The sequence below is a fragment of the Sphingomonas kyungheensis genome, assembly GCF_037120395.1.
GTDB classification, from domain to species: Bacteria; Pseudomonadota; Alphaproteobacteria; order Sphingomonadales; family Sphingomonadaceae; genus Sphingomonas; species Sphingomonas kyungheensis.
The window spans coordinates 49,141-62,950 of sequence record NZ_JBBBDM010000013.1; the positions used below are offsets into that span (position 1 = coordinate 49,141).

Annotated in this window: 10 protein-coding genes; 2 read left to right on the plus strand and 8 right to left on the minus strand. The window is 70.8% G+C overall.

Annotated features, from left to right (window positions below; all coding sequences use genetic code 11):
- The first annotated feature begins 40 nt into the window (after positions 1-40).
- Positions 41-1,819, plus strand: a complete 1,779-nt coding sequence (locus tag V8201_RS16950) for an ABC-F family ATP-binding cassette domain-containing protein (protein WP_336546016.1) — start codon at positions 41-43, stop codon at positions 1,817-1,819.
- Here V8201_RS16950 and V8201_RS16955 read toward each other — a convergent pair.
- From V8201_RS16955 to V8201_RS16980, 6 genes are all read right to left on the minus strand, one after another.
- The gene (locus V8201_RS16955; protein WP_271299166.1) at positions 1,816-2,826 is read right to left on the minus strand and encodes a sensor histidine kinase; all 1,011 of its coding nucleotides are present in this window, start codon (positions 2,824-2,826) and stop codon (positions 1,816-1,818) included. The genes V8201_RS16950 and V8201_RS16955 overlap by 4 nt on opposite strands.
- Positions 2,827-2,889: 63 nt before the next feature.
- Positions 2,890-3,732: an ATP-binding protein gene (locus V8201_RS16960; protein WP_336546017.1), complete on the minus strand. Its 843-nt coding sequence runs from the start codon at positions 3,730-3,732 to the stop codon at positions 2,890-2,892.
- A 39-nt stretch (positions 3,733-3,771) separates the two neighbouring features.
- On the minus strand, positions 3,772-5,772 hold the full coding sequence (locus tag V8201_RS16965; RefSeq protein ID WP_336546018.1) for a tetratricopeptide repeat protein: 2,001 nt from the start codon (positions 5,770-5,772) through the stop codon (positions 3,772-3,774).
- Positions 5,765-7,117: a PEP-CTERM-box response regulator transcription factor gene (gene prsR, locus V8201_RS16970; RefSeq protein WP_037533014.1), complete on the minus strand. Its 1,353-nt coding sequence runs from the start codon at positions 7,115-7,117 to the stop codon at positions 5,765-5,767. The genes V8201_RS16965 and prsR overlap by 8 nt, the downstream gene beginning before the upstream one ends.
- A complete protein-coding gene (gene prsK / locus V8201_RS16975; RefSeq protein ID WP_336546019.1) occupies positions 7,114-9,123 on the minus strand; it encodes an XrtA/PEP-CTERM system histidine kinase PrsK in 2,010 nt (669 codons plus the stop codon). The genes prsR and prsK overlap by 4 nt, the downstream gene beginning before the upstream one ends.
- 4 nt (positions 9,124-9,127) lie before the next feature.
- Entirely contained in the window at positions 9,128-10,516 is a 1,389-nt protein-coding gene (locus V8201_RS16980; protein WP_037533008.1) for a TIGR03013 family XrtA/PEP-CTERM system glycosyltransferase, read from the minus strand.
- Positions 10,517-10,677: 161 nt separating this feature from the next.
- Between V8201_RS16980 and V8201_RS16985 the strand changes: the two genes are divergently transcribed.
- Positions 10,678-11,718: a mannose-1-phosphate guanylyltransferase/mannose-6-phosphate isomerase gene (locus V8201_RS16985; RefSeq protein WP_271299170.1), complete on the plus strand. Its 1,041-nt coding sequence runs from the start codon at positions 10,678-10,680 to the stop codon at positions 11,716-11,718.
- 1 nt (position 11,719) lies between these two features.
- Here V8201_RS16985 and V8201_RS16990 read toward each other — a convergent pair whose 3' ends face one another.
- Together V8201_RS16990 and V8201_RS16995 are read right to left on the minus strand one after the other, a co-directional pair.
- Complete coding sequence (locus V8201_RS16990; RefSeq protein ID WP_336546020.1) at positions 11,720-12,184, minus strand: DUF3429 domain-containing protein; 465 nt, start codon at positions 12,182-12,184, stop codon at positions 11,720-11,722.
- A 35-nt stretch (positions 12,185-12,219) separates the two neighbouring features.
- Positions 12,220-13,779, minus strand: coding sequence for a DUF6311 domain-containing protein (locus V8201_RS16995; protein ID WP_336546021.1), 1,560 nt, complete (start codon positions 13,777-13,779; stop codon positions 12,220-12,222).
- Between the last annotated feature and the right edge of the window lie 31 nt (positions 13,780-13,810).

Here is a 13,810-nt window from a genome sequence, read left to right on the forward strand (position 1 = left end):
CGCTTGCCGCGGGCGTGCGCGCCGCCTACCTGCGGCGGCCATGGCTGCCCCAATCCTTGCATACGAAGACCTTGGCGTGATCCAGGGCCACGGCTGGCTGTTCCGCCACCTCGACATCCATATCGGCGCGCGCGACCGCCTCGCGCTGATCGGCCGCAACGGCGCGGGCAAGACCACCTTGCTCAAGCTGATCGGCGGGCTGATCGACAGCGACGAAGGCCGCCGCGTGATCGTGCCGGGCACCCGCGTCGTGCTGCTCGAACAGGAACCGAGCCTCGCCGGCTGCGCGACGCTCGCCGATTATGTGCTCGGCGGCGAAGGCGCGCCCGAGCGGCACGAGGCCGATGCGATCGCCGACCAGCTCGGCATCGACCTGTCGCGCGAATCGGCGTCCGCCTCGGGCGGTGAGCGCCGCCGCGCCGCGATCGTCCGCGCGCTGGCGCAGGACCCGGACGTGCTGCTGCTCGACGAGCCGACCAACCATCTCGACATCGGCGCGATCGACTGGCTGGAGGACTGGCTCGGCCGCTTCCGTGGCGCGTTCGTCGTCATCAGCCATGATCGCACTTTCCTCACCCGGTTGACCAAACAGACCTTGTGGATGGATCGCGGCGCGATCCGCCGCGCGGAGATCGGCTTCGGCGGGTTCGAGGCGTGGACCGAACAAGTCTATGCCGAGGAGGAGCGCAACGCACAGCGGCTCGACGCCAAGCTCAAGATCGAGGAACACTGGCTGCAACGCGGCGTCACCGGGCGGCGGCGGCGCAACCAGGGCCGGCTCGCCAAGCTCAAGGACATGCGCGCCGAACGCGCGGCGATGATCGGCCCGCAGGGCGCGGCCAACCTCGTCACCGCGGCGGACGACAGCAAGACCAAGGTGGTCATCGACGTCAAACATGCCTCGAAGAGTTTCGGCGACCGCACGATCATCCGCGACCTGACGCTGCGCGTGACGCGGGGCGACCGGATCGGCATCGTCGGCCGCAACGGCGCGGGCAAGACGACCTTGCTCAAGCTGCTCACCGGCGAGCTGGCGCCCGACGAGGGCGAGGTCAAGCTCGCCAAGACGCTCGACGGCGTCATCATCGATCAGCAGCGCAGCCTGATGGCGCCGACCAAGACGGTGCGCGAGGTGCTGGCGGACGGCGGCGACTGGATCGACGTGCTCGGGGTGCGCAAGCACATCCACGGCTATCTCAAGGAGTTCCTGTTCGACCCGTCGCTCGCCGAGGCCAAGGTCGGCACGCTGTCGGGCGGCGAGCGGTCGCGCCTGCTGCTCGCGCGGGAATTCGCGCGGGAGTCGAACCTGCTGGTGCTCGACGAGCCGACCAACGACCTCGACCTCGAAACGCTCGACCTGTTGCAGGAGGTGATCGCCGATTACGCGGGCACGGTGCTGATCGTCAGCCACGATCGCGACTTCCTCGATCGCACGGTGACGGTGACGCTGGGGCTCGACGGATCGGGCAACGTCGACGTCGTCGCCGGCGGCTATGAGGATTGGGAGCGGCAGCGGCGCAAGCCGGTCGAGGCCAAGAAGGCCGCCACCGCCAAGGCCGCCCCGCCGCCGCCCGCCCAGGCGAAGACCAAGCTGAGCTACAAGGATCAGCGCGACTATGACCAATTGCCGGCGCGGATCGAAACGATCGACGCGGGTATTGCGCGGGACGAGGCGCTTTTGGCCGATCCGGCGCTGTACGTGCGCGATCCCAAGCGCTTCGACGCGCTGACCAAGGCAATCGAGGCGGCGCGCAGCGAGAAGGAGGCGGCGGAGATGCGCTGGCTCGAACTCGCCGAGCAGGTCGAGGGGCTGAGTTAGGCCGGCAGGTCCATCGTCACCGTCGTACCCTCGCGACCGCTCTCGGTGGTCAGCGTGCCGCCCGCCTGACGCGCAAAGGCCGGGATCAGCCGCGATCCCAGGCCATGGTCGAGACCGGCCGGCGCCGCGGCGGCCGGCATGCCTACGCCGTCGTCGCTGACCAGCAGCGTCCAGCCGCCGGGTCGCTGGCGGAAACCGACGGTGATCCGGCCGCCGGCGCGGCCGCCGAAGGCGTGTTTGGCGGCGTTGGTGACGAGTTCGTTGACGACGAGCCCGATCGACACCGCCCGGTCGCGCGGCACATCGACCTCGTCGCTTGAACAGGCAAGCGTGATGCCGCCGCGCAGCAGCAACGCATCCGCCAGCGCCGCGCACAGATCGCCGAGATAGGCGCGCATCTGCACCGCATCGCTCTGACCGACGCCGCGATAGAGGTGGCGATGCGCGCGCGCGATGCTCTCGACGCGGGCGAGCGCGGTGCCGAGGGCATCCGCCGCCTCGCCGTCCGCGCGGCGACGCTGGATGTCGAGGATCGACGCGACGATCGCGAAATTGTTCTTCATGCGATGGTCGATCTCCTGCAACAGCAGGTCGCGGTCGGCGATCTGCTGCTCGCGCTCGCGCGTCGCCCGCTCGACCGCGCGGCAGAAAAGTTCGGCGGTGGCGATCGTCAGCACTACCGCGAGCAGGATGAAGATCAACGTCACCCAGGCGGTGGCATCATCGCGGACGCCGAGCATCCCCGGTACGGTGACCGTCCAGGCATAACCGATGCCGAGCAGCGCCGAGATCGCCCCCGCCGGCCAGCGCGCGAGCAATGTCGCCAGCAGCATCATCGGGAAGCACAAGGCGAAGGGCGCCCCCTTCCCCACCGTGATCCGATCGAGCGCGCTGTACAGCAGGATCGCGAGCACGGCGCTGACCAGACCGACCGCACATTGCGTGACGATGCGCGGTATCCGCGGCGCGAAACGCGTCGTCAGGTCGAGTTGGCGGAACCGTTGCACGCGCGAATTGAGCCGCGACGGACCAATGCTGTCAAGTACAATAGAACCTAGATGACAAAGTGTTTACCTGATCTGCCGCAAGTCGCGCCCCGCACGGCCGGCGAGTTCGACGATATATTGCCACGCCACACGGCCCGATCTGCTGCCGCGGCGCGTCGCCCAATTGATCGCCTGCCCAGCGTCGAAGGGAAGATCATAATGTCCGGCATAGGCCGCGACGATCGCGCAATAGGCGTCCTGATCGAGGACGTGAAAGCCAAGGCTCAGCCCGAACCGGTCGGCGAGTGCGAGCTGGTCGTCGATACTGTCGCGCGGGTTGATCGCCTGTGCCTCGCTGCCGGCGCTCGCCGCGGCGCCCTGCTCGACCATGTCGCGCGCGACGAGGTGGCGGCGGTTGGCGGTGACGAGCAGACGGACATTGTCGGGCCGCGCCTCCGCACCGCCCTCGAGCAACGAGCGCAGCGTCCGCGCCTCCGCCGCGCCGTCGAAGCCGAGATCGTCGAGGAACAAGGCGAACGCCCGCGGCACGCCGGCCAGTCGGGCAAACAGCTTCGGCAGCGTATCGATCGCAGCGACCTCGACCAGTGCGATGTTGCCGCCCTCCGCCTGCACCGCGCCGATCGTCGCCTTGACCAGCGCCGACTTGCCGGTGCCGCGCGCGCCCCACAGCAGCACGTCCTGCGCCGCCGCACCGGCGGCGAGCCGGCGGAGATTGACGAGCAATGCGTCGCGCTGCCGCTCGACGCCGATCAACAGCTCGAGCGGCAGCGGCGCAAAGGCGCGCGCGGCGATCAGCGCGCCGTCACGCCAGACATAGGCGGGATGCGCGCGGGGATCGTCCCCGACGGGCGGCGGCGGGGCGAGGCGTTCGAGCGCGGCGGCGATACGCTCAAGAGGATCGGTCATGCCGCGCTCATGACCCCGCCCCGCCGCCGGCGCAAGGCGTCAGGCGGCGATACGGCGGGCGTGCGCGGCGATGACCGGGTCGGCGGGGGCAAGGCGCACCGCCTTGGCGGCGAGCTGGCGGGCGCCGTCCAGATTGCCGGCGGCGGCGAGCGCAACCGCATAGGCATCACAGACGGCGGCATTCATCGGCGCGAGGCGATAGGCCGCGCGACCGTAGCGGCTGGCGACCGCGCCGTCGCCATCGGCGTCGCTGCCCGCATAGGCGAGCGCGAGATCGGCGAGCAATGCGGCATCGCGGTTGCCGGCGATCCGGCGCACCGCCTCCAGCGTCTCGATCGCGGCGTCCTCGTCGCCGCCCTGCACCTGCAACCGACCGAGCAGGCGTCGTCCGACGAGGCTCTGCGGATTCTGGCCGAGGTAGAGCGAGAGCGCCGCCGCGGCATCGCGCGGGCGATCGGCGCGTCCCCAGGCATCGACCAGCCGCAGCATCGTCGGTTCGTCGAAGCTCAGGCTGGCGGCGCGGGCGTAGCTCTGCGCGGCATCGGCATAGCGCCCGGACACGGCGAGCGCATCGCCGAGCGCGATCTGCGCGGCGGGAGCGCCGGGACTGGCGGCGACGAGCGTCCGGGCGCGCGCTATCGCCCCCGCGGTATCGCCGGCGGCGAGCTGCGCGCGGATCACGCCCAGCAGGTAATTGGGATCGCCCGGCGCCTGGCGGGCGGCGGCGAGCAGGGTCGCGGCATCGTCGTCGCTGGCGAAGGCGATCGCGCCGCCATGCGCGCCGATCGCGGCACGATCGAGGAAGCGCGCTGCCGCGACCCGGTCGCCGCGCGCCTCAAATCCACGCGCGACCAAGGTCAGCGTATAGGCGTCGGCATCGTCGCGCAGCGCGATCGGACGAAGCTGATCGAATCCGCCCTGGATATCGCCCGAGCGCAGCAGCGCGGCGCCGAGCAGGCGGCGGAGGCTGACGTTCAGCGGCTGATCCTCCGCGAGCGGACGCCAATCGCCGATCGCCCGCTCGGTCTGGCCGCGTGCGTAATCGAGGCCGCCGGCGAGCAGCGCCGCGCCCGGCAGATCGGCCACCGCATCCCCCGCCCGTTGCAGCAGATCGCGGGCCAGCGCGCCGCGTCCGGCACGCGCGGCGAGCACCGCCTGAAGATAGAAGGCCTGCGGGCTGCCCGGCCGGGCGGCGAGCGCGCGGCGGGTCGCGGCGAGCATGTCGACGTTGCGCCCCACCTCGCCGAGCGTCGCGGCATATTCGATCAGCGCCGGATGGTAATACGCGTCGCGGGCCAGCGCCGCCTCGAACCAGGGCAGCGCCGCGATCGGGCCATAGCGCGTGCGGACCACTTCCGCCTGCAACGCGAGCGCGACCGGATCGCCCGGCGCGAGCCGCTGTGCGCGGGTCGCGGCGTCGGCGGCGGCGGCGATCTCGCCCGCATCGAGCCGGATGCGGCCGAGGTCCGTCCAGGCCCCGGCGTCGCGCGGCGCGCGGGCGAGCCATGCGAGCAAATCCTGCGCGGCGGTGGCGCTGTCGCCCTGCATCGCGCGCGCGCGGGCAGCGGCGCGGATCGCCTCGCCATCGCCGGGTGCGGTCGCGGCGGCATCGAGCGCGGCCGGCCAGTCGGACTGGAGGAAACGCGCCCGCGCCCGCAGGCCCGCCAGTCGCGCCGCCGGCTCATGCAGGGCGGCCGCCCGGCTCAGCGCACCCTCCGCGGCCAGGCCGTCGCCAAGTTGCAGATAGCTGCGCGCAAGAAGTAGCAACGCCGGCCGCGACTGTGGTCGGCTCGCGAGCGCGGCCAGCGCGTGATTGCGCGCCGCGCTATAGTTGCCAAGCCCGTAAGCGGTCCGCGCATCGCGCAGGGCAACGACCGGATCGGCGCGGGGCGGCGGGCGCAGCGCCAGCCATGCCGCCAGCAGTGTGGCGAGCAGCAGCACCGCCAGCGCGACCGCCTGCCCCCGTCGCAATCGCGGCGGGCGGGGCAGCCGCAGCCGGCGACGCCGCCCCGGCAGCAGCGGATAGCGCCGCTCAGCCATGCAGATCGTAGCTTTTGAGCAGATCGTAGAGCGTCGGCCGGCTGACGCCGAGCAGCCGCGACGCGCCCGAGATATTGCCGTCCGACTGCGCCAGCGCCTGCCGGATCGTCCGCCGGTCGACGCTTTCACGCGCGCTGCGCAGGTTGAGCGGCAACGCGACGTCGGGATCGGCGAGATCGAGGTCGGCGGCGGTGACGAGCTTGCCGTCGGCCATGATCACCGCGCGCTTGATGCGATTCTCCAGCTCGCGGACGTTGCCCGGCCAGCGCCACGCCTCGATCGCGGCGAGTGCGTCGGGGGCGAGGCCGGTGACGGCGAGGTTCATCGCCTCGGCGTGGCGACGCAGCAGCGCGCGCGCGAGCAGGCTGGCATCGCCGGGCCGCTCGGCAAGGCTCGGGATGCGCACGACGATCTCGGCGAGGCGGTAATAGAGATCCTCGCGGAACCGACCATCGACGACCATCGCGGCGAGGTCCTGATGCGTCGCGCAGACGATGCGCGTATCGACCGGGATCGGCTTGCGCCCGCCGATCCGCTCGATCACCCGCTCCTGCAGAAAGCGCAGCAGCTTGACCTGCAACGGCAGCGGCACGTCCCCGATCTCGTCGAGGAACAGGGTGCCGCCGACCGCCTGTTCGATCTTGCCCGGCGTCGTCTTGACCGCCCCGGTGAAGGCGCCCTTCTCATGCCCGAACAGCTCGCTTTCGAGCAAGGTTTCGGGAATGGCGGCGCAGTTGATCGCGACGAACGCGCCGCGGCCGCGCGGCGAATGATCGTGCAGCCCGCGCGCGAGCAACTCCTTGCCGGTGCCGCTCGCGCCGAGCAGCATCACCGATACGTCGGCGGGGGCGACGCGCTCGACGGTGCGCACCACCGCCGCCATCTCGTCCGATGCGTAGAGCAGGCCGCCGAACCCGGCGGCGGGCGCGGCGCGCGCCGCGAGGCGGCGGTTTTCGGCTTCGAGCGTATGGACGTGAAAGGCGCGCGCGACGATCAGCGCGAGCGCGTCGATGTCGATCGGCTTGGCATAGAAATCCCACGCGCCGAGCGCGATCGCCTGCAACGCGCTCTCCCGCGCGCCATGCCCCGAGGCGACGATGATCTTGGTGTCCGGCTTGAGCGCGAGCATCTCGGCCAGCGTCGCAAAGCCTTCGCTGGTGCCGTCGGGATCGGGCGGCAGGCCGAGGTCGAGCGTCACCACCGCCGGCTCGTGCAAACGCAGCGCCTCGATCGCCTCGGCGCGGGTCGCCGCGGTGACGATCCGATAGCCCTCGAACGCCCAGCGCAACTGGCGTTGCAGCGCGGCATCGTCCTCGACGATCAGCAGGACGGGCGTGTCGGTCATGCAGCATGCTCCAGCAGGCGGGCGGCAGGCAGAGTGAGGCGGAAGCAGGTGCCCTCGCCCTCGCGGCTGACGACGGTGAGCGTACCGCCCATATCGTCGGCGAGCTGGCGCGCCTCATAGGCGCCGATGCCGAAACCGCCGGGCTTGGACGAGGCGAACGGGCGGAACAGCTGGTCGCGGATGAAGGCGGCGCTCATCCCGCAGCCGTGATCGATGACCTCGACTAAAGCGGCCTGCGTGTCGCCACCGGCGATCAAAGCGATCGCCGCCCCCGCCGGACTCGCCTCGATCGCATTCTGGAGCAGATGGCCGAGCAATTGTTCGAGCCGGCCCGGCTGCGCCATGGCGACGCCCGAGCCCGAGACCTGCACCGGATGCTGCGCGCGCCGCGCCGCGGCGAGGCGCAGCGCGAGTGCGGCGAGGTCGACCGGCTGGACCGGCTCGGCGCTGGCGCGGTGATGCTGCGACAGGCGGGCGAGCAGGCCGTTCATCCGGTCGGCGGAGTCGCGCAGGGTGGCGACCATGTCGGCGCGGAAGTCGGGATTGTCGGCGTGGCGCTCGGCATTGCGCGCGACGAGACTGAGCCCGCTGACCAGATTCTTGATGTCGTGCATGATGAAGGCGAAGCGGCGGTTGAATTCGTCGAAGCGCGCGGCGTCGGCGAGCGCCGCATGGGCGCGATCCTCGGCGAGATAGCTCGCCGCCTGTCGCCCGGCGACGCGGAGCAGGTCGAAATCCTCCCAGTCGAGCGCACGGTCGATCGGCGGGCGGGCGAGCAGGATCGCGCCAATCAGGCTGGCGCCGTGGATCAGCGGCACCAGCGCCCAGGCGTCGGCCGACTCGCGCATCCAGTCGGGGATCACCGCCGCTTCGTCGGCGGGCGCGTCGCCGCGGCGGACCTGATCGAGCTCGACGATGCGCGCGCTGGTCGCGAGATGGTCGCGCAACGCCGCCTCGCCGCCGCCGGCCTCCTGCCATTGCCACGCCGCGCCGACGCCGAGGCCGTTGCCGTCCGGAACGAGCAGCAGGCCAGCGGGCGAGCCGGTGAGGTCGGCGATCGCCCGGACGATGCGGCGGTCGAGCGGGTCGGCGCCGGGCGCGCCGAGCGTCGCGGTGAACCGCTGCCATTCGGCCCGATAATCGTAGCGGTGGCGGAAGAAATGCTTGGCGACCTTCACCTTGAGCCAGGCGCGCAGCCACGGCGTCGACAGCAGGGTGATGAGCGCGGTGGTCGCGCCGAGGATGATCGCGGTCTGGACGAGGCGGACGGCGTCACCGGCATAACGGCCGGCGAACTGGGTGAGGAGCACCGTCGCGCCCGCATAGGAGAGGATCGCAAGCAGCGAGATCCCGCGCAGCACCACGCCATGCGATACGGCGAGCCCATGCACCCGGCGACGCACGGCGAGGACGAGCGCGACGCCGGTGACGGCAAAACCGCGCATCGCGATTGCCTGCGGCGGCGCCGCGCCGAGGCCGTAGGCGAGCATCGCGACGATCAGGTCGATCCCCCACAACCCGCCGAGCGCGACCGCGAGCGGCAGCGCCGGATGCGGCGTCGCGCTTTCGCTGCTCGCGACGTGATGCGCGAGCATCAGGCCGGCGACCGCGGCAAGCATCACCGCGATCAGCCGCAGCTCGCCGATCGCCTCGCGTGCGGCATGCGGCAGCGGCAGCACGCCGAGCATCGCGAGCAGCCCCGCCGCGGCGGTCAGCGTCGCCGCCACCGCATAGACGGCGTAGAGCGACAGCCCGCCGCTCCGCCGCCCGCGCACCGCGGCGAGCAGCACCGCGAGCCAGGCGAGATCGCGCAGGCATTCGGTCACCCGCGCGGCGACGTCGCCCGCGCCGATCCCGGCGACGGCGAGCGCCCACAAGGCAGTCAGCAACGCGGCGAGCGTGACGCCGCGATCCTTCTGCGCCGGCGCCGCCCGCAGCGCGCCGAGCGCAAGCAGCCCGAAAGCCAGCGCGGCAAGCGCATGGCCCCAGAGGATCAGCGCCGCCATCGGCTCAGCGCGCGCCCGTCGGCCACAGCACGACGCGCAACGTCTGCAACAGGATCAGCAGGTCGAGGAAGGGCGAATAGTTCTTGGCGTAATAGAGGTCGTATTCGAGCTTGTGGCGCGCATCCTCGATCGAGGCGCCATAGGGATAGTTGATCTGTGCCCAGCCAGTGATGCCGGGCTTGACCATGTGGCGCTCGGCATAGAACGGCAGCTGGCCTTCGAGCTGCTCGACGAATTGCGGGCGTTCCGGACGCGGGCCGACGAAGCTCATCTCGCCCTTCAGCACCGCCCAGGTCTGCGGCAGCTCGTCGATCCGCACCATGCGGATGATCCGGCCGATGCGGGTGATGCGCGGATCGTCCTTCTCCGCCCAGACCGCCTTGCCCGCGACCTCGGCATCCTGCCGCATCGAACGCAGCTTCACGATGTCGAAACACTGGTTGTACAGGCCGACGCGGCGCTGACGGTAGAAGGCCGGCCCCTTCGATTCGAGCTTGATCGCCGCGGCGGTGAGCAGGATGAGCGGCAGGGTCAGCACCAGCAGCAGCAGGCTGACGACGACGTCGAACGCACGCTTGAACACGCTCGACAGCATCCGCCCCGAGGCGAAGCCGTCGGAGAAGATCAGCCACGATGGATTGACCGAATTGAGATCGATCCGCCCGGTCTCGCGTTCGAGGAAGGTCGAGATCTCGCTGACCGCGACGCCCGTGGTGCGGACGCGGAGCAGGTCCTTGAGCGGCAGCGCATTGCGTCGTTCCTCGAGCGCGAGCACCACCTCGCCCGCGCCATGATCGACGACATGCGCGGCGAGATTGGGAATGGCGTCACGCGGCACCGCGCCGGCGACGACCGGCGGGCCTTCGCCCATCGCCACATAGCCGGCGACGATGACGTTGGCGCCGGGCTGGTCGGCGAGCGCGCCGATCCGCGCCGCCCGATTGCCGGCCCCGAGCACGATGATCCGCCGCTTGAACGTATCACCGCCGAGCGTCCGCCCGAGCAGCGCGCGCACCACGACGAGCAGCAGCGCCGCGATCAGCGTCGCATAAGCGAGGTTCGACCGCCACAGCGCGACCGGCGGGATCAGGAAGAACAGGATCGACAGGAAGGCGACGCCGATCAGCAGCGCGACGACCAGCCGCGCCGCGGCGAAGCGGAGCGACAGGAACGAGCCGACGCCATAGGCGCCGACCGCGATCAGCGCGATCTGCAACGCGGCGGCGAAGGCGAACAGCTGCGGCAGCCGCGTCGTCACCGGCAGCACGTCCATGCCGATCTGCCGCGCCCGAATCACCCAGCCGAGCTCCGCCGACACCAGCAGCAGCATCGCATCGACCACCCCGAGCAGCAGCACGGCATAGGGGACATAGTGCTTGAACAAGCGGATCATCCGAGCGCCTCCCCCTGTCGGCCTGTAAGCTTTTCCGACAGACGGGTAGGCAGGTGACACAAAAAGGGAAAGAAAAGTTGAACGACGCGCCCGCGACGGTCGTTTCGCCCTTGCCTCAATTCGGATAGGAAGACCTGTCCCCAAGGAGTTAAGCGACCATCATGACGATCGTACCTGTGATCCTTTCCGGAGGGTCCGGCACCCGCCTGTGGCCGATGTCGCGGCCCGAAATGCCCAAGCAGCTGCTCGCCCTGACCGCCGAGGAGACGATGCTCCAGCTCACCGCGAAGCGCGCGCACGGCGAGGCCTTCGCCGCGCCGATCGTCGTGGCCAATGCGCGCCACGCCGATCACATCGACGAGCAGCTCAATGCGGTCGGCGCGACGCCGCAGGCGGTGATCCTGGAGCCGGTCGCCCGCAACACCGCGCCGGCGATAGCGCTCGCCGCGCTCGCCGCCAAGGGCGAAGACGCGCTGCTGGTGATGCCGTCGGATCACGTCATCGCCGACGTGCCCGCCTTCCATGCCGCGATCGAGGCGGCGCTGCCGCTGGTCAACGACGGCTGGCTCGTCACCTTCGGCATCGCGCCCGACGCGCCCGAGACCGGCTATGGCTGGATCAAGGTCGGCGAGGCGCTCGCCGACGGCGTCCATCGCGTCGCGCGCTTCGTCGAAAAGCCGATCCGCGAACGTGCCGAAGAGATGCTCGCCTCGGGCGATCATGCCTGGAACGGCGGCATCTTCCTGTTCCGCGCCGACATCTTCCTCGGCGCGCTCGCCGCGCACGCGCCCGGCATGCTGACCGCGACGCAGGACGCGATGACCAAGGCGCGCCGCGACGGCGTGCGCATCTACCCGGACGAGACCGCATTCGGCGCCTCGCCGTCCGACTCGATCGACTATGCGGTGATGGAGCGCGCCGAGCGCGTCGCCGTCGTGCCGGTCGCGATGGGCTGGAGCGACGTCGGCAGCTGGGATGCGCTGCACACGATCAGCGCGCGTGACGCGCAGGGCAATGCGCATCGCGGCGAGGTGCTGGCGATCGACACGCACGATTGCCTGATCCGGTCGGACGGGGTGCGGATCGCCGCGGTCGGCGTCAGCGACCTGATCGTGGTGGCGAGCGGCAACGACGTGCTGATCCTGCCGCGCGGCCGCAGCCAGGAGGTCAAGAAGCTGATCGAGGCGATGAAGGACCGCTGACTCAGCGGACCGACAGCGTCCACGCCAGCAGCCCGGCGAGCCCCGCCGCGCCGATCAGCAGCTGGCGGGGACGCAGCCGCGCGAAATAGGCGGGCGCATTGCCCGCCAGCGCGGCACGACGATCGAGGAAGGCGGCGAGGACATAGCCGAGCGTCAGCGGGATCAGGGCGAGCCACGGCACGACGATCACCAGCCCGAAGCCGGCGAGCGTGAAATAGCCGATGCTCGCCGCGATCTCGACCGGCTTCGAGGCGTGGCGATTGCCGAAGCCGAAACCGCGGCGGACGCCGGCGATGAAGGCGAGCACCAGCGCCGCCCAGATGATACCGAGCCGCACCGCCAAGACCGGCCACGGCATCGGCAACAGCCACGCCCCCGCGCCGGCCGCGACCAGCGGCAGCATCGGGCCATAGCCGAGCAACAGGCCGTCGGCGGGAACGTCGGGGCGATCGGCATCATCGTTCATGACGCCGCCAACGAGCCACGCCGCGGCGGGTTGCGTCAGGGCAGCACCAGCCGCACCCCGTCGATCCGCCGTGCCCGCAGCGCCATCGCCGCGGGCAGGGTGCGATCGTCGGTGACGACGTAGAGCCGGCCCGGCACGCGCGTGCCGCGGCGAAAGGCGTCGGCCTCGGCGTGCAGGCGGGTGACCGCGGCGCGATCGGCGCGCGCGGCATAGACGTTGGTGACCGGGCGGTGCAGCTTGGCCGCCTGCCATGCGATCTCCTGGAACAGGCCGAGGTCGCGGGTCACGTCGCCGGGCATGAAGGCGATGCTGCGCGCCGAGGCGATCGTCCCGATCCAGCGCGGATCGCGCAGCCGCGACGCCGGCGCGCGCGCCGCAGCATCACTCTGCGCGCGGATCGCATAGGCCATGGCGTCGAGATCGACGATCTGGATGGTCAGCACCGCCACCAGCAGCAACGCGGCCCGCTCGGCCGAAAGGCGGTAGACGGCGAGCAAAGCGACGAGGATGAGGACATAGCCGACCGGCCAGAACAGCCGCCCCGACGCACGCACGGGATCGAGCAGCAGCCGGACCGTCTCGGGCAGCGGCAATCGTACCACCGCGATGATGGCGAGCACGATCAACGCCGGCGCGAGGCCGCGCAGCCGATCGAGCGTCACCCGCTGACGCGCATCGGCGGGCAATCGTAGCGCGGCGAGGATCGCGGCGGCGACGAGCAGCAGACCGCCCGCGCCGAGATAATGGAAGCCTTCGAACCCGCGCCCCGGGCTGGTCTCATGCGCCGGCAGCAGATTGGTGAAGGACGGGATCGCCGGGTTCCACAGAGCGTCGAGCGGCATCGAGTAGAAACCGAAATTGCCTGCCGGCAGCTGACCGCCGACGCCCAGCCAGTGCGCCAGCAGCGCGACGAGCACCAGCACCGCCGTGCCCTGCCCCAGCACCGCGATCCGCTCCGGGCGCGGTCCTTGCGTAAAGCGCACCAGCAGCGCCGACGCCCAGATCGCACCGACCATGACCAGCAGATAGCTGTGGATCAGCGCGGCGAGCACGATCAGCGGCCCCCACCAGCGCAGGGTACGGCTGCGCACGGGATCGAGGAACAGCCAGAGCGCGGCGAGGATCAGCCAATGCGCCATCAGATTGGCGTGGACGAAGCGGTTGAACAATGTCGGCGGGAAGGCGAGCAGCGCGACGCCGATCCACAGCGCCACCGGCCCCGGCGCATGACGGCGGAGCAGCGCCCAGGCGAACAGCGTCTGCGCGATCAGGCAGAGCAGGATGAACGGACCGATCAGCTGCGCATCGCCGGGAAGCAGCGGCGATGCCAGCTTGGCGGCGAGCGTAACGAGCGGGTTGCTGTCGGTGAACAGCACCGGCACCCCCTGCGGCGCATTGAGCAGATATGTGCGCAGCGACAGGCCGGCGGCGGGATCGTAGCGATAGGCGTGCAGTCCCAGCGCATTCTCGCCCGCGTCGCTGCCGTTGAGCAGCCAGCCAACGTTGCCGATATCGAGGGTCTCGACATGGAAGAAGGCGAGAAACGCCAGCATCGGAAGCAGCAGCAGCAAGACGGGGGTGACGGAGCGGCGCATGGCCGCAGTCTGCCCGCACGACGGGATATTT